Source organism: Streptomyces sp. NPDC087310, from assembly GCF_044744405.1.
GTDB lineage: Bacteria > Actinomycetota > Actinomycetes > Streptomycetales > Streptomycetaceae > Streptomyces.
Genome location: NZ_JBIUYF010000003.1, coordinates 557699 through 573604, shown reverse-complemented (window position 1 = coordinate 573604; position 15906 = coordinate 557699). Strand labels below are relative to the sequence as shown.

Here is a 15906-nt window from a genome sequence, read left to right as displayed (position 1 = left end):
GACCGGTGGGCGGAGCGGCCCCGGTGGGCGGAGCCACCCCGGTGGGCGGAGCCACCCCGGTGACCGGGGCGGCCCCATGACCGGTCCGGTCCAACTACCAGTCCACGTCGTCCAGTACCAGCCGGCCCGCCTTGCGGTACTCGCGCTGCGCGCCCGCCAGCAGGTCGGCGTTGGAGACGGACTCGCCCCGCCCCGCCGCCGCGTACGCGGCCGTGACGACCGCGCTGCGGATCGAACCGCCCGCCAGCTCGAAGTCCCTGGCGCACGCCGACGGGTCGATGCCGTCGACGCAGGGGACGTGCTTGAGGCTGTGGCGCCAGAGCGCGAGGCGCTGGGGCTGGTCGGGGAACGGGAAGTCGATCACGAGGTCCAGGCGGCGGGTGAACGCCTCGTCGATGTTGCCGCGCAGGTTCGTCGTCAGCAGCGCGATCCCGTCGAACGACTCCAGCCGCTGGAGCAGATACGCGCTCTCCATGTTCGCGTACCGGTCGTGCGCGTCCTTCACCTCGGAGCGCTTGCCGAAGACGGCGTCGGCCTCGTCGAAGAGCAGGACCGCGTCCGTACGGTCGGCCTCGGTGAAGATCCGCTCCAGGTTCTTCTCCGTCTCACCGACGTACTTGTCCACGATCGACGAGAGCTGTACGACGTAGAGATCCAGGCCGAGTTCGGCGGCGACCACCTCGGCGGAGAGCGTCTTGCCCGTACCCGACCCGCCCGCGAACAGCCCCAGCACGCCGCGCCCGCGCCCGCCGCCCGCACTGAGCCGCCAGTCACCGAGGACCCGGTCACGGTTGCGGGAGCGCACGGCCAGTTCGTGCAGTTGTTCCAGCGGCTTCTCCGGGAGGACGAGGTCGTCCCAGGTGACGTCGGGACGGATCCGGCGGGAGTGCTGTTCCAGGCCGGACGCGGACTGCTGGCGGGCGGCGAGCCGCACATGGGCCGCCGACAGCGGCGTACCGTCGAAGGCGGCCAGGTCGAGCGCCGCGCGGGCCGCGCGGTTGATGCCTTCGTCGCCGAGGCGGTACGCGGCCACGACGGGCGTCAGATCGAAGCCCAGCTCCGTACTGCCGCCCGCCGCCTCGCCGGTCTCCCGGGAGCCGCCCAGCGCCGCCGTCCATGCCTCCAGGTTGCCCGCCCGCTGCCGGGGCGCGTCCAGCACCAGCGGTTCGCCGCCCCGGGCCACGTTGTCGCACCAGTGGGGGTCGTACGGACGGGTCCCCGCCAGCAGCACCGTCACATCGGCCGCCGACAGTGCCCGTATCAGCTCCTGCGGCCTCTCGGGCAGCGAGGTGACGACGATGGCGCGCCCCGACAGCCGCGCCTCCCGGAGCACTTCGGCGTACGGGACGGGCTCCCTCGGCGGGCGTTCCCCGGGCGGCTGCTCGCCCTGCGGCCCCTCCCCCGCGGCCGGCGTGAGGTGCAGCGCTCCGATCCCCGCCGCGCCCAGGGCGGCGGTGGCGCAGCTCAGCCCGTCGCCCTCGCGGTGCTCGCGCAGGTAGACCGTGCAGGGACCGGCCGCGAGCCGCGCGGCCAGCAGGGGGACCAACGGGTCGGTCGCGGCGCCGGTTCCGGGCGCGGACTCCGTCCCGGTGTACGGGAGCGGCCTGACCGTTCCGTCCAGCACCGTGTCCGCGGTGTCGTCGCCCAGCAGATGCGCCAGCACCCGCTCGGGAACGCGCAGGCCGCGGCTGAGGAAGGGGCGTTCGGGCTCCTCCACGACGAGCAGGCCCAGCGAGACCAGCGGCGCCGACGCGTGGAACCTGGCCCGCCCCGCGGCGGAGTGCGCGGGCACGCCCGACAGGTCGAGCGCGAGCCCGGTGGTCGCCCGGCGGCGGCTGACGTCGTCGTTGAGGTAGCCGTACAGCGCCTCGAAGGTCCGGTCGAGGTCGGGCGCGAGGGCGATCAGCAGGATCCCGGTGTCGAGTTCGCTGAGGCGCAGCCGCCGCGCGAGATGGTCGAGCCGGTCGACAGGTCCTGCCGCCCCGTCCGAACCGTCTTCGGCCGCCCGGCCCGCCGGTTCCGGCGGGTCCGCCGGAACCGGGGGCGCGGAGAGCAGCCGCCAGATCGTCTCCTCCGGCAGGTAGAGCCCGCGCATGGGGTCCGTGGCCGTCGGGTCGTCGGCGCTGCGGTGTTCGACCAGCCGCGCCACGCGCTCGCGCAGCCCGGCCAGCCGGTCGAGCAGCGGAGTTGCCTCGTTCATTCCGTCATTCCTTCGTGCCCGCGCCCTTGCCCGCGCCCTTGCCCGTGCTCTTGCCCGTGCTCTTCGCCAGGTGCCGGGGCATGTGGAACCGCTCGCGGCTGTCCTCCAGCGAGCCGTCCACGGCCCGGACCCGCACGCCCGCGCCTTCGGTGACCGGCGGGCCGACGTCGTACTCGGGGAAGGACGGGAAGGGCGCGGTGATCACCACGTCGAGCGAGGGCTTGAGTTCGCCGCCGAGCGCCGACCAGATGTCGGCGAGCGAGCGCGCCTCGGTGTGCAGCCCCGCGACGGACATCGGGATGGTGAGCCCGAGTTCGGCCAGGGCGCCGGACAACTCGTGCGGCGGGAGGAGTTCGCGGGGCAGGAGCGTGGCCAGTACGGCCGAGAGCAGCCGGTGTTCGTCCTGCGGGCGTTTGGTCCAGGCGGTGACGAGGTACGCGAGCCGGAACCAGCGGGGCGCCTCACGCCGCTTGAGGACGACGCCCCGGTCGTCGCGGACGGCCGCCGCGCCGCGCTCGCGCCGCCGGGTGTCCTCACGGATGTCGTAGAGGTACGCGTCGATGATCGGGGCGTTCTGACGGGCCGCCCAGTCGCGGGTCGGGGCGTCGAAGGCGACCTCGACACCGGACCCCGCGAGGGCGCCGCTGGTCAGCAGGCGCTTGAGGACGTCGTCCACCTCGTGGATCACGGTCGCAGCCCTTCACATCGTCGCCGGCCGGTCGGTCGCTCGCAGGCGGTCGGTCACTCATCGGTGGTCTTCATGGGGGTGTTCACAGGGGGTTTCATGGGGTGGGGCCGTCGGCCGACAGCCACGTTCCGCACCGGGCCCACGGCGGTCCCGTACACCCCTCGCGCCCCTCGGCGCGCCGGTGTGACAGCACGACATACCCCGGTCGATCGTGGACCGCGGGGCATCCGCTCCACGAGGCACGGGCGGGACGATCAAGGGGCACGCTCCTCTGCCCCCGAGAACCTTGACTCAGGTCCGATCCATCAGATGTAGCCTTCCCGCAAGGCATAGGCCACGGCATGGGCGCGGTTCCGGAGTTGCAAACGGGTCGTCAGACCGTGCATGACATTTTTGACGGTGCGTTCGGAGTACGACAGTTTGCTGGCAATCTCCCCGGTATCCATCCCCTCGGCGACCAGCCGGAGCACGTCCACCTCGCGCGGCGCCAGCCCCGAGGCGGGGGCGCCCGGCACGTTCGTCGTGCCGCGCTGCAACGTTCCGACCTGGGCGATCAGTCGTCCCAGCAGGTCGGAGGGGAGGTCGCCGTCACCTCGGGAGGCCGCCAGGACCGCCTGGAGGAGCCGGTGTCCGGTGGCCTCGCGCCGCCAGACGATGGCGCCGACGCCGCACTCGATCACCTGGAGCAGTTCGGCCTCGCGGATCATGCTGGTGACGAGGACGGCCCGGGTGCCGTCCGCCCTGATCAGCCGCCTCAGCCGGGACAGGGTGGGTTCGTCCAGCGCCTCGGCGAGCAGGACCGCGACCGTTCCCGGCCGTCCGGCGGCCTCCTCGACCAGCTCTATCTCCGGCTGTCTGCGGAGTTGGCTGGCTGCTCCTGCGAGGGAGAGCGGGTCCGATGCGTGGACCTCGACCGGGATTCTGGCCGGGGTACGGAGAACCATTCCCTTACGTCCTTGCGTTAGCGGAACAATCTCTTCCCACCGTCCCTCTGTCAGTGCGGAGGCCGCAACCGTGGCCCACCACGAGACCGACCACGAGATCGGCGGGAGGTTACCCATGACCGCGGCATCGAACGCGTACCGGGGCGCCGGACCGGGCGCCTGCCCGGACCACGCCACCACCCCGTTCCCGAGGACATCGCCACCCCCACACATGCCCCCACCTCTGCTCTCCCACCCTTCTCCCTTCCCCGCGCCCTTCCCCGCGCCGCTCGAACGCGAGGCCGCGCTCGACCTGCTCGCCGTCGAGGCCGGTCGCGCGCTGGACGGTTCCGGCCGGCTCGTCGTGTTCCGCGGCCCCACCGGTACGGGGCGCAGCACGCTGCTCGAAGCCGCCGCGGACCTGGGCGCCCAGCTCGGCATGCGGGTACTGCGGGCGCACGCCTCCGCCGACGGCGCCGGGGGCCCGCTCGCCCTCGTACGCCAGCTCCTGTGTCCGCCCGCCGACTTCGGCCCCGACGACGGTATCGCGGGGGCGGCGTCCTCCGCCGGGCTGTGGCGGCGGCTCTGCGCATACGCGGAACAGCAGCCGCTGCTGGTCGCCGTGGACGACGTCCACCTCGCGGACCGGTCCTCCCGGCGCTGGCTGACGGAGGGCGCCCGCAGGATGGCCGGGCTGCGCGTGCTGATGGTGGTCACCGAACGCGGCCAGTACGACATCGCGCCCCCGTCCCCGGGTCTGGCGCACGCCCTGCCGCCCGCCGTGGTCGGCTCGCACGCGCTGGCGCCGCTGAGCCGGGCGGCGGCCGAGAAACTCATCCGCGGCGGCGCGGACGCCCCGGCCGTCTCCGCGGAGTGGGTGGAGGGCTGCGTACGGGCGGGCGCGGGCAACCCCCTGCTGCTGCGGGCCCTCCTCGACGACCTGCGGGCGGTGTTCCCGGACACCGACCAGGGCGCCGGGCACGGCGTGCGGCTGCCGGCGAGCTGCGCCGAGCTGTATCCGGGGGCGTTCGTCGCGGCGGTGTCGTGGTGGCTGGAGAGCGCGGGGCCCGGTACGGCGACGGTCGCCAGGACGCTGGCGGAACTGGAGGACGCGCAGGCCGACGCCGACACCCACCACCCCGTTCCCGAGGACGACCTCGGCAGCCTCCTGGCCGAGGTGACCTGGGCCGACCCCTCGCGCGTCGCCGGCTGGCTCACCGCCATGGTCCGGCTCGGCGTACTGCGCCGCGACCCCGTCCACGGCGGCCCGCGCTTCGCCCACCCGCTGCTGCGCGAGGCGGTACTCGACGGCTGGCCCCGCTCGCACCGCCAGGCCGTGCACCGCCGCGCCGCCGAGCTGCGCCGCCGCCGGGGCGACCGGGCCAGGGCCGTGGCCGCCCATCTGCTGCGTACCCCGCCGGACGGCACGGCGTGGGTGCCGCAGACCCTGCTGGACGCCGCGTCCGTCTCGGCCAGGGAGGGCAGGACCGCCGACGCGGTCGCCTGTCTGCGCCGGGCGCTGGACGAACCGCTGCCGCGCGAGCGCAGGGCCGCGGTACTGGCCGAACTCGGCGCGCTGGAGTTCACCACCGTACGGTCGGCGGGGATATCCCGGCTCGCCGAGGCGCTGCGCCTCCAGGAGGCGCCGAGGGAGCGCGTCCTGACGGCGGTCACGCTGGGCACGGCGCTGGCCCACCGGGGCGAGCCGCGCGCGGCGTTCGACGTCCTGGGCGGCCTCGGCACCCTGGAGGACGAACCGGTCCTGGCCCGTACCGTCCAGAGCGCGTCCGCGCTCCTCTCCGACCACGACCCGGAGATACGGCGCGAGGTCTACGCCCGGCTGCGCGAGACCGCGGCGCGCTCCCCGGAACGGATGAGTCCGGCCGTACGGACCCTCCTCATCCGGTACGAGGCGACGGCCGGGCTGATATCCGCCGACTGGGCCACGCGGCAGATCCGGCGGCTGCTGACGGCGCCGGAGGATCCGCTGCTGGTGCCGTACCTGCTGGGTACGGCGGCTGCCGTGGCCCAGTGGGCGGACGCGCCGGACGACGCGGAACGGCTGGTCAGGGCCGGGCTGACCGAGCACAGGCTGTCGTCGCTGCACCCGATCCACGGCTCCCTGCTCAACGTACGGGTGGACATCGCCGCCGGGCGCGGCCAGTACGCCCGGGTGCTGGAGGAGACCGCCGGCGCGACCCCGCCCCCGGAGGACACACCGCGCGCCGGGCCCAGCAACTTCCTGGCCCAGCGGATGCTGGCGCTCGTCGAGTTCGGCCGTACGGCGGAGGCGGGGCGCCTCGCCGAGGGCGTCGACGTCAGCGAGGCGCACGACAGTTGGGAGCTCAACCGCTTCCTGTACGCGCGCGGCGTCCTGCGCGCCGCCACCGGCGACCCGGCGGGCGCGCTGGCCGACTTCCTGGAGTGCGGCAGACGCCAGCTCGGCCGGAACGTGGAGAGCCCCATCGTCACGCCGTGGCGCTCGGCCGCCGCCGAGTGCCATCTCGCCCTGGGACAGCCGCAGGAGGCGCTGGCGCTCGCCGAGGTGGAGCACCGGTACGCAACCGTGTGGAACACCCCGCGTGTACGGGGCCGGGCGCTGCGCGTCCAGGGCGCGGCCACCGGCGGCCGGCACGGCCTGGAACTCACCGGCGAGGCCGTCGACACCCTGCGCAACACCCCGCTCGACACCGAACTCGTCCACGCCCTCGTCGCCCACGGCCGCCAGCTCACCTCGGCGGGCCGCCCCGGCCGGGCCCGCCCGCTGCTCCGCGAGGCGGCGGCGACGGCCGAACGCCTCGCGGCCCCCCGCCTGCTGGCCACGGCGGAGGCGGCGCTGCTGGCCAGCGGGGCCCGCCGCAGGAACGCCCCGCTCACCGGCACGCCCTCGCTCACCGCGAGCGAACGCCGTATCGCGGCACTGGCCGCGGACGGCAGCACGAACGCGGAGATATCCGAACTGCTGCACCTGGCCAAGCGCACCGTGGAGACCCACCTGACCAGCACGTACCGGAAGCTCGGCATCCGCAGAAGGGCGGACCTGAAGACAGCGCTGGCCCCGGTACCCGCACACCCCACGGAGACCCGATAGCCCGAACTCCCCTTACTGACAAGGCCGTTAGGCACGGCTGTTGGGCACGGCCAGCGGGCACGGCCAGCGGGCACGGCTGTCGGAGGCGGCTGGTAGAACACAGCCAGCAGTGCCCGGAGTCGGAGCGTCAGGAGCCAGACCGTGTCTTACGTGCACCACGTCGAGCAGTTCTACGGACTGCCGGCCTTCACCTTCTCGCCGGACATGAGCCCCGAGGATCTGCCCGGTCCGGCCTCCGTGGCCTGGCGTCTCCAGTGCGAGGAGATGCCCCGCGAGCACGACTTCTGGGGGCGCGCCGAAGCCTATATGGCGCGGTTCACCGAGCGGGTCGAGCCGGAGAAGGTCCGGGCGGTGGTACTCGGCTTCCCCTGGTACAACGGTGAGCGGGGGTGCGGCCACGACGAACTGATCGCCCTGGGACCCCGGTTGACCGGACTCGAAGGGCTCTTCCTCGGCGATCTGGAGGACGACGAGGACATGATCTCCACCATGTACCTGGGGGACATCGCGCCGGTCCTGGACGCGTTCCCCGGCCTCCGGGAGCTGGCCGTACGCGGCGGAGAGGGCCTGGAGTTCCCCGAGTCGGGCCACGAGAACCTGCGGGCGCTGCGCGTCGAGTCCGGTGGGCTGCCCCCGGCCGGGGTGGCACAGATCGCCGCCGCCGCGCTGCCGTCGCTGGAGCGCCTGGAGCTGTGGCTGGGCGACGAGAACTACGGCGGCGGAACCACGGTCGAGGACCTGGCGCCGCTGCTCAGGGGCGCGGGCAAGCCCGCCCTGCGCCACCTGGGGTTGCAGAACAGCCCGGTCCAGGACGAGTTGGCCGCCGCGCTGGCCGCAGCGCCCGTGGTCGCCCAGCTCACCTCGCTGAGCCTGTCGATGGGCATGCTCACCGACGAGGGCGTCGCGGCACTGCTGCACGGACAGCCCCTCACCCACCTGCGGGAGCTGGACCTCTCGCACCACTTCCTCAGCGACGCCATGATGCTGCGGATCTGGACGGAGCTGGAGCCGGAGGGGGTACGCGTGAACCTGACCGCCCGGCAGAAGGACGACGGGGGCAACCCCGAATGGGGCCAGGAGCACGGCCGGTACATCGCGGTGGCGGAATAGCCCGCGCGGCGCGTCCCGCCACGCCTCCCGCTCCCCTCCTCCCCCTCGCCACCTCCCCCTCCAAGCGAAAGGCCGCACGATGCCCCAAGCCGCCAGCTCCCCGACCTCCGGCGACCCGAACCCCATCTCTCCGGCTCCGGATCCGGACACGGACGACCGGATCGTCAAGAACGGCCTCCGCCCCCGGGCCAACCCGCTCGATCCCGAACAGCCGGTCCCGTACGGGCACGTGCTGCTCGCCGCGGTCGAGCTGAGGTGGAGCCCCGCCGCGGTCGTGGCACGGCTTACCGCCCTCGGATACGCCGACATCCAGCTCCCCGAGGCCCCCCTGCCCGATGCCGTGGGCCCCGACGACCTCCCGCTGATCAAGGACGCGAACTCCCACTACGCCATCATCTGGCTCGACATCACCGAGCCGGTGTCCCTTCAGCAGATACTCGTCTCGGCGGTCAGGACCGACCGGGGCCCCGCCGGGATCGCCCGCCGGCTGACCGCTCTCGGCTACCGGATCGGCGGCAGTGGCCATCCGCTGCCCGAATCCTTCCGCAGCGGTGACGCCGTGCTGATCAGAACGGACCCGGGCATCTACGGAAGGTGGCTCGACTGGGACGAAGAGGTGGCCGCCTCCCATGTACTGAACGTCGCCTTCCTCCTGCGGCGCAGCCCGTACGCCACCGCCCTGCGGCTGCTCTCCCTCGGCATCCGGCTGCCGTACACCCCTGTCCCGGAGGACGAGTTGCTCGTCAGCACTCCGGGAACGTTCGGGGCGGGCCGGCTGAACCGAACGGCGCCCACCGGGCACATCCTCGCTGTCGCGGAGCGGCTGGGACGCCCTCCGGCGGAGATCGCCGCCCGGCTGACGGAGCTGGGCTACCGTCACGAGGCCGTGCCCGACGCGCCGGAGGCCGACGACCTCACCCTCCTCAGCGACAACGTCGACGGCCGGGCGCCCTGGCTGGAGAAGAACACCGTCGTCGGACTCCCGATGCGGCACATCCTGCGCGCGGCCCTCGTCACGGGGCGGACCCCGGCGGACATCGCCGCGCGGCTGACCGCGCTGGGCCACTGGCTGCACGCCGACGCGGTACTGCCGGCCGTCGTGGACACCGAGGACATCCGGCTGCTGGCGGCGGTCGACCGCTCGTACCTGGACAACGTCCACCTGGAGAACGTGCTGCGCGGCGCGAGCCTGACGGGCATGAGCCCGGCGGAGGTCGCGCGACGGCTGACCGCCCTCGGCCACCAACTGCCCGACGAGGTGGACTACCCGGACGTACGGGGCTCACTGGTCACCCCGTGACCATCACGGCCGATCCACGCCTGCGCCTGCGCCTACTCCACGTCCACGTCCACGCCGAAGCGGTCGACGAGCACCTTCAGGGCGTCGTAGCCGGGCTTGGGGGTGTAGTCGTCGGTGGTGAGGCCGAACCGGTGGAACAGGCCCGGCTTCGCGCTGTCGGCGTCCCGCAGCGCGAAGTGCGTGTACCCGCTCAGGCGGAGCTCCTTCGCCCGGGCGGCGATGACCCGTACGACGGTCCCGACGACATCGGCCTGCCGGTGCGGGGGCCGGCCGGGTCCGGTGGGCCAGCCGTGCTCGGTGATGTGCAGCGGTACGTGTCCCAGCCCGGCCGGGGTCAGCACGGCGTCACGGTGGTGGCGGAGCAGCCCCTCGACGGCGCCGGCCAGCTCGGACGTGGCGACCGGCTGGAAGACGTCGGGGAAGAAGTCCAGGCCCACGTAGTCGAGATCGGCGAGGAAGCCGTCCCCTCCCCGGCTCGTCAGGTCGGTGACGAAGGAGGTGGCCGGGCCGAAGAGAGGCGTGGTGTTGAAGCCGGCGCGCAGGTGCGTGTACCCGAGTTCGCGTGCCCGCGCCGTGACGGCGGACACCCCGCGGACGATCGCCTCGCGCACCTCCGGGTAGGCGCCGTCCAGCGTCGGGACCGAGGTCACATTGGGCTCCTCCGTCACTTGCAGGGTGCGCGTGACGGCGCCGTACTGCTCGACCAGTTCGCGCAGGAACGCGCAGTAGCCGTCGACGTCCCCGGCGCCGGACCGGTACTGCGCCACCAGGTCCAGGCGGCGCCCGCGTACGGCGTACCGGCGTGCGTCGGCCGGCGTCGCGGTCGCGTGCGGCGTGCCGAGCCGGGTGGTGTCGTCGAACGCCGTGTAGGCCCGTACGAGGAACGGGCGTCCTGGCGGGCCCTGGAGCCGGTCGAGCGCGCTCAGCACCCGCCCCGGATCATCGGGCGGCCCCTCGGCCAGCCCCCCGGCGTCGTCCCCGGCGACGGAACCCGGGTAGATCCCGAAGAGCAGGCCGTCCTGTGCGGTGGGCGTCACGCGTTCGCTTCCTCTCGGTTTCCCGGCCAGTTCAGCGAGCCGGTGCGGATGTCGTCGATGACCGAGTCGATCCAGGCCAGTTCGGCGCGGGCGAGGCCCAACGCGTACTCGGCCTCGATGACATGCAGGCGCGGCACGCCGGCCTCCAGGGCCTCCGCGAGGCGGTCCTCGTCGGCGGCCACCCGCTCCCCGAGACGCCGGGCCCGCTCGGCCAGAGCGTCCACCGCCCCGCGCGGCCCGAGAGCGCCGAGGTACGACACCGCGCCCAGGAACCGGGAGAACTCCCGCTCCGGGGTACGGATCTGGGATTCCAGACGCCGGACGAGCTCGTCGCGGCCGGCCTGGGTGAGGGCGTACACGGTCCGCTCGGGCCGGTTCCCCGAACGCTCCCGGCTTTGCGTGGCCACCCATCCCGCTTCGGCCAGGGCGCCCACGGTGTTGTAGAGCGTGCCGCGCGTGATGGCGGCGGCGTGGTGGTCGCTACGTCTTCGCAGTTCGGCGAGCATCTGATGCGGATGCGAGGGCTGCTCCAGCAGGAGGCCCAGCACGGCGAGGACGATCGGATTGTCGAGAGCGCGACGCGGCATGGTCGAACTCTACCAGTCCAAATAGACTATATGGACGAGTCCTCTCACTCATCGGCGCGCGGGAGGCCACGCGCCTCCCGATCGCCCACCTCGCCCGCATCGGCATCCGGACCGGGCGGGCCCGAGCCGAGGACCAGCCCACCCGCGACCACCCCCAGCCAGACACCGGCCACCACGAAGTCCCAAGGCACAACTGTCGGCACGGACCGCCTCACGTATCGACCGCGTGATCCGCATGGGCCGCACCGTCCGTGGCCGGCGTGAACCAGATCGCCTTGTGCGTGGGCGAGCACCCGCCATGGATCGTCGCGCCCCAAGCGAGCGAGAGGCGCGCGACAAGGAACAGCCCCTGCCCGTCCTCCCGTTCCCCCTCCGCCCCGGGCCCGGGGCGCCCCGGAAGGGGCAGGGCCCAGGGATCGTCATCCGTGACGGACACGGTCACCTGCGCCGCGTCGACGGTCATGTGCACGCGGATCAGGGGCGTACGGGTGCGCCGCATCGCCTCTCACTGCTCCGCCACGGACAGACATCTCGTCGACGCCCTCGCCGATATGGCGGAGGAACGCGGAAAGGGATGGTGGGAGAAGTACAAGGGAATTCTCCCGCCGGGCTTCCTCGACCAGGCCGAGTTGGAACATCACGCCGTCTACATGCGCGCCATTCAGATGCTGTACGTCCCCGGCCTGTTCCAGACGGAGGCGTACGCTCGCGAACTGATCACGAGCGGCGTGTCCAACCTGGAGCCCGCAGAGGTCAACGCCCGTGTCGAGCACCGCATGAGACGGCGGGAGATCTTCGAACGCCTCCATCCGCCGAAGACCGAGGCGTTCATCCACGAGGCCGCTCTGCGCATGCGGTACGGCCCCACCGAGGTCATGCGCGAGCAGCTCGCCTTTCTGCATGAGGTCTCGCGGTGGCCGAGCGTCACCGTTCGCGTCGTACCGTTCGAAGCGCGGATCACCGGCTCAGTTCATTCCATCCTCTACGCGGGTGCCGCGATTCCACAACTCGACACCGTGCAGCTCGACTCCGCCTTCGACGGCGGATATCTGGACGCCGAGGCTCAGCTCACCAAGTACCGGTCCCTGCTCGACTCCGTCGAAGCGATTTCGCTCGGTTGCGACGAGTCGGGCACATTCATTCAACACATCGCACAGGGAATGTGAGTGATGCGGCATGACCGAACTCATAACATGGCAGAAGTCGTCGTACTCGGGAGCCGATGACAACCCGAACTGCGTACAACTGGCCGCTGTGAACGGACAGATCAGGGTGCGCGAGAGCGACGCCCCGGGCTTCGTACTCACGACGGACCGGGCACCGCTTCGCGCCCTCCTGGCCACCGTCAAGGCAGGGACCTTCGATCACCTGATCTGATGAAAGCGGCCCCGTGGCCCCGTAACGTCGACGGCCAGGGACCGGCCCCTCAGACCCCGGCGGCGGCCGGCTCCTCGTCGCGGTGCCACCGCAGGCCCGCGATGGTGACCGGAACCGCCGTCAGGACCCCGAGGACCACGGTCACCACCACCGCGGTCCAGGCGTCCCAGACACCGCCGACGGCGTACGCCACGACGAGCGGCAGGACCACCACGCCCACGCACTTCGCCGGGCCGAACGCCACCCGGGGCCGGACCGGGCGGCCCGCCGCGAGACGCCGGGCCCGGCGGGCGCTGCCGAACGCGGCGACGAACGCCAGGCCCGCCCCCCAGACCGCGGCCAGCGCCAGCCCGACGAGCATGGTGGCCTTCTCGTCCGGCAGCCCGGGCAGCGTCTCGGAGACGCCGTCATGGCGTACGGAGACCTGGACGTCCCGCCAGGTGGTGACGTCCATCGCGTCCCCCGGCCCGACGCGCTCCGCCAGGCCGCCGTGCCTCTCAAGATCCAGCGGCCGGTCGGCGGGGGCCGGAACGGGCCCCCGCAACCGCACACGGAAGACCGTCGCCCTGCCGCTCTTGGCCATCTCGGCGGAGAGCACCGTCCCCCGGATCGTGCGCAGACAGTCCGCCGACCCCTCGCCGCCGCACGGTTGCGCGGCCAGAAACGCCTGCTCGTCCGCGACCCGCTCGGACACCGGCCGGCCCAACGCCACGGAGACCACCAGCAACCCCACCCCGAGCAGAACCCAGCCCACCGTCCACCACCAGGCACCCCCACGCCCGTCCGCCCCGCTCCGCCCCGCCGTTCCTTCGGTTCCTGCCGTCGGTACCGTCATCCCCTTGCCCCCTTCGTCCCCGGGAGCATTGAGCCACACCTCCCCGACCAGGCAACAGGCGCGACTCCGGCAGCACCACACCGCCGCCACACTGCCGACCCCCGGCAACCTGGCAGGTACCCGGCCCCGGATCAGGACGGCTGTTCCACCCCCTGCCCCCACGGACACACACCCCGCGCCCGCCGCGCCAGCAAGTCATCCCCGAACGAGAACCGACCGACGTGGAGCCGGTCGTGCCCGTACATGTTCCGCCCGAGCTCCGTAGTCGCGGACAGCTCCAACGCCCAGGCAGCGCCGTACAGTTCGAGCCCACCAGGCTTCGGAAGGCTGCGCCCGCTCCACCCCACACAGATCAACCAGCACGCCTCGGCGAACCCGGCCCCGCCGCCGGAACCGTAGACCCGGGCGGGCTGGTGCCGCGCGGCCGTCCCCATCAGCGACAGGTCAGGCGCGGCGGGTGTGGGTACGTGGCCGATGACGGCGGTGTCGCCGACATGACCGGTGGTGGTGTACGCGAGCACGGCGTACCGGTCGGGCCAGGTATGCAGCAACGCCAGCACGGTCACCCGGCCGGTTCCCGTCATGGTCCGTGCCACGTTCTTCCTCTCCTCCTTGGCTCAACGGGCATGAGGTCAGCCGGCGTTGTCGCCGCAGCCCGAGGACGGGTTGGAGCCACCGCTGTCGCCGTCCTCGATATCGGTGTTGTCCGGGTCCGCCTGGACAAGCGGCCCACGTCGTGCGGGGATGATGGCCATGTGCCGTTCCCTTCTTCGCGACGGGTGGTGCACAGACCCGCTTCGGTCGCTGTCCTGCCAGGGAATGGGCGACCGGAGCGGGGATCGGATGACGCGCGACGCCTGCATGGCGGTCCCGGGTACGGGAGGTCGCGCGTGCCCTTGACGGACATCGCTATCCGCCACTGCTTTTTGCGTGGATATGCGCGTTCATGACCAGGAACGTAGACGCCTGGGACGCGCACCCTCAAGCAATGTGCACCAATGTGCATACACCGATCTCACGTACCGGTATGGCTACTTAGCGTCCTTGACGGTCCATCAGATCTGCTCAAGAATCGTGCACATTGGCACACACTCCAAGAGGGAGTACACGACCATGGACTTACAGTTCATCGGCATCGACCCTGAAACAGAGCACGAAGGGTCACCCACCGCATGGGTGGACAAGGACACAGCGGACATCGTGATGCAGAGCTACACGGCGGACGACGCCACGCGTCGCGAATGCGCGGAGAAAACGGCTCCTGGGCACGCGAAAGGGATCCCGTCCCACGAGACGGTCATCCGCATCCCCGTGCACCTCGTCCCCCTGCTGAGGAAGGCGTGCGATGTCGCAGAGCAAGCCAAACTTTAAGGAGCTTCTGGAGGCGGCTCAGCACTCCGCCGTCCACCTGGAGATGCGCGACGTCTACGGCGTCGGCGACGAGTCCGCGGACTTCGTCGAGTGGAAGCGTTCCGGTCGCCGGGACACGGACCCCGGCTCCTCCTACTGGGCTCCCTGGGTCGATCTGATCGGTCAGGCCACCGCCCGAGGGGTTGTCGTGCGGCGCGCTCGTGTCGTGTCCGAACCGGTCACCGACTACATCCGTTATGAGCACGCCGGGGCGGACGTCAACGTGCACGCGGGCGAGCAGGTGCGCTGGTTGCCCCGGCGCAAGGCCGCCACTCTTCTGCTTCCCGGCAGTGACCTGTGGATCTTCGACAGCGCGAAGGTCATGTTCAACCACTTTGGCGGAGAGGGAGATTGGGCCGAGCCCAGGATGGAGCTACGGTCAGAGGCAGACGTCGTCAAGCAGTGTGTCGACGCCTTCGAAGCCGTATGGGAGCGCGCTACCCCCCACGGCACCTACGAGATCCGCTGACAAACGAACACCGGTAGGCCAGCTCCGTGCCCATATCCCCGTCGTCCTCCGCCCAAGCCGCCCGCATGAACGTCGCCCGGCGGCTGCGCGACATCAGGAGGGACGCGGGGCTCACGGGCACCGAGCTGGCCTCCGCGTGCGGCTGGCACCACGCGAAGACTTCTCGCATCGAGAACGCGCGGACTCCGCCGTCACCGACCGATATCCGCCTGTGGTGCCGGACCTGCGCGGTCGAGAACCAGGCGGATGACCTGATCGCCGCGTCCCTGCACGCGGAATCGCTCTACATGGAGTGGCGGCGCCGGGCCCGTACCGGCCTCCGCCAGATCCAAGAAGCCACCACTCCGTTGTACAGGTCCACCAAAGTGTTCCGCGTGTACGCGAGAGCCCTGGTGCCCGGAGTGCTGCAGACCGAGGGGTACGCGCGCGCCCTGCTCAGCACGAACGCCCGCATCCTGGACGTCCCCGACGACGGAGCGGAGGCGGCCGCGGCCCGCGTGAAGCGGTCGCAGATCATCCATGAGGCGGGACACCGCTTCGTACTCCTCGTGGAGGAACACGTACTCCGCTTCCAACTGGGCGACAGCGACACGATGGCCGCCCAGCTCGGGCATCTTCTCAGCGCGGGCGCACTTCCCTCGGTGTCGCTGGGGGTGATCCCTATGAGCACACCACAGCGGCCCCTGTGGGTTCAGGAAACCTTCAGCGTCTTCGACGACACCCTCGTGGCCGTGGAACTGCTTTCGGCAAAGGTCAACATCACCCAGCCGTCCGAAATCACCCTCTACCTCAAGGCGTTCGAGCAGCTTCAGGGCCTCGCCGTGTACGGCGCCCAGGCGCGGGCGCTGATCGTGCGGGCGATCGAGGCCCTGGACTGAG

Annotated in this window: 17 protein-coding genes; 8 read left to right on the top strand and 9 right to left on the bottom strand. The window is 71.9% G+C overall.

What is annotated here, in order from left to right:
• Positions 1 to 94 precede the first annotated feature (94 nt).
• The 3 genes from ACIO3P_RS13150 to ACIO3P_RS13140 form a co-directional block, all read right to left on the bottom strand.
• On the bottom strand, positions 95 to 2200 hold the full coding sequence (locus ACIO3P_RS13150) for an ATP-binding protein (RefSeq protein WP_401849253.1): 2106 nt from the start codon (positions 2198 to 2200) through the stop codon (positions 95 to 97).
• Positions 2201 to 2204: 4 nt separating this feature from the next.
• Positions 2205 to 2888 (bottom strand): DUF4255 domain-containing protein, encoded by a 684-nt coding sequence (locus tag ACIO3P_RS13145; protein ID WP_401849252.1) that lies wholly within the window; start codon positions 2886 to 2888, stop codon positions 2205 to 2207.
• Positions 2889 to 3193: 305 nt separating this feature from the next.
• The gene (locus ACIO3P_RS13140) at positions 3194 to 3832 is read right to left on the bottom strand and encodes a response regulator transcription factor (RefSeq protein ID WP_329824316.1); all 639 of its coding nucleotides are present in this window, start codon (positions 3830 to 3832) and stop codon (positions 3194 to 3196) included.
• Between the two features lie 211 nt (positions 3833 to 4043).
• On the opposite strand from ACIO3P_RS13140, the gene ACIO3P_RS13135 reads away from it, so the two are divergent.
• From ACIO3P_RS13135 to ACIO3P_RS13125, 3 genes are all read left to right on the top strand, one after another.
• The gene (locus tag ACIO3P_RS13135; protein ID WP_401849542.1) at positions 4044 to 6902 is read left to right on the top strand and encodes a LuxR C-terminal-related transcriptional regulator; all 2859 of its coding nucleotides are present in this window, start codon (positions 4044 to 4046) and stop codon (positions 6900 to 6902) included.
• Positions 6903 to 7043: 141 nt separating this feature from the next.
• Positions 7044 to 8012, top strand: coding sequence for an STM4015 family protein (locus tag ACIO3P_RS13130; RefSeq protein ID WP_401849250.1), 969 nt, complete (start codon positions 7044 to 7046; stop codon positions 8010 to 8012).
• Between the two features lie 79 nt (positions 8013 to 8091).
• Positions 8092 to 9312: a hypothetical protein gene (locus tag ACIO3P_RS13125; protein ID WP_401849249.1), complete on the top strand. Its 1221-nt coding sequence runs from the start codon at positions 8092 to 8094 to the stop codon at positions 9310 to 9312.
• 32 nt (positions 9313 to 9344) lie between these two features.
• Here ACIO3P_RS13125 and ACIO3P_RS13120 read toward each other — a convergent pair whose 3' ends face one another.
• From ACIO3P_RS13120 to ACIO3P_RS13110, 3 genes are all read right to left on the bottom strand, one after another.
• Positions 9345 to 10349 carry a hypothetical protein gene (locus tag ACIO3P_RS13120; protein WP_401849248.1) on the bottom strand — a complete coding sequence of 335 codons (1005 nt, stop codon included), beginning with the start codon at positions 10347 to 10349 and terminating at the stop codon, positions 9345 to 9347.
• Positions 10346 to 10936: a PadR family transcriptional regulator gene (locus tag ACIO3P_RS13115; protein WP_401849246.1), complete on the bottom strand. Its 591-nt coding sequence runs from the start codon at positions 10934 to 10936 to the stop codon at positions 10346 to 10348. Before ACIO3P_RS13115 ends, ACIO3P_RS13120 begins: the two co-directional genes overlap by 4 nt.
• Positions 10937 to 11147: 211 nt before the next feature.
• The gene (locus ACIO3P_RS13110) at positions 11148 to 11399 is read right to left on the bottom strand and encodes a hypothetical protein (RefSeq protein WP_401978148.1); all 252 of its coding nucleotides are present in this window, start codon (positions 11397 to 11399) and stop codon (positions 11148 to 11150) included.
• Between the two features lie 25 nt (positions 11400 to 11424).
• On the opposite strand from ACIO3P_RS13110, the gene ACIO3P_RS13105 reads away from it, so the two are divergent.
• Both ACIO3P_RS13105 and ACIO3P_RS13100 read left to right on the top strand, forming a co-directional pair.
• On the top strand, positions 11425 to 12102 hold the full coding sequence (locus ACIO3P_RS13105; protein WP_401978145.1) for a DUF5753 domain-containing protein: 678 nt from the start codon (positions 11425 to 11427) through the stop codon (positions 12100 to 12102).
• Positions 12103 to 12112: 10 nt separating this feature from the next.
• Complete coding sequence (locus tag ACIO3P_RS13100) at positions 12113 to 12313, top strand: DUF397 domain-containing protein (RefSeq protein ID WP_401791702.1); 201 nt, start codon at positions 12113 to 12115, stop codon at positions 12311 to 12313.
• A 49-nt stretch (positions 12314 to 12362) separates the two neighbouring features.
• Here ACIO3P_RS13100 and ACIO3P_RS13095 read toward each other — a convergent pair whose 3' ends face one another.
• The 3 genes from ACIO3P_RS13095 to ACIO3P_RS13085 all read right to left on the bottom strand — a co-directional run bounded on the left by ACIO3P_RS13095 (position 12363) and on the right by ACIO3P_RS13085 (position 13903).
• Entirely contained in the window at positions 12363 to 13148 is a 786-nt protein-coding gene (locus ACIO3P_RS13095; RefSeq protein ID WP_401849243.1) for a hypothetical protein, read from the bottom strand.
• Between the two features lie 131 nt (positions 13149 to 13279).
• Entirely contained in the window at positions 13280 to 13744 is a 465-nt protein-coding gene (locus ACIO3P_RS13090) for a hypothetical protein (RefSeq protein WP_401849242.1), read from the bottom strand.
• Between the two features lie 36 nt (positions 13745 to 13780).
• Positions 13781 to 13903 carry a hypothetical protein gene (locus tag ACIO3P_RS13085; protein ID WP_401791699.1) on the bottom strand — a complete coding sequence of 41 codons (123 nt, stop codon included), beginning with the start codon at positions 13901 to 13903 and terminating at the stop codon, positions 13781 to 13783.
• Between the two features lie 358 nt (positions 13904 to 14261).
• On the opposite strand from ACIO3P_RS13085, the gene ACIO3P_RS13080 reads away from it, so the two are divergent.
• From ACIO3P_RS13080 to ACIO3P_RS13070, 3 genes are read left to right on the top strand one after another with little or no spacing between them, the layout of a single operon-like run.
• Positions 14262 to 14519: a hypothetical protein gene (locus ACIO3P_RS13080; protein WP_401791698.1), complete on the top strand. Its 258-nt coding sequence runs from the start codon at positions 14262 to 14264 to the stop codon at positions 14517 to 14519.
• Entirely contained in the window at positions 14494 to 15027 is a 534-nt protein-coding gene (locus ACIO3P_RS13075; protein ID WP_401791697.1) for a DUF6879 family protein, read from the top strand. The genes ACIO3P_RS13080 and ACIO3P_RS13075 overlap by 26 nt, the downstream gene beginning before the upstream one ends.
• Before the next feature lie 26 nt (positions 15028 to 15053).
• On the top strand, positions 15054 to 15905 hold the full coding sequence (locus ACIO3P_RS13070) for a helix-turn-helix domain-containing protein (RefSeq protein WP_401849240.1): 852 nt from the start codon (positions 15054 to 15056) through the stop codon (positions 15903 to 15905).
• The last annotated feature ends 1 nt before the right edge of the window (position 15906 follow it).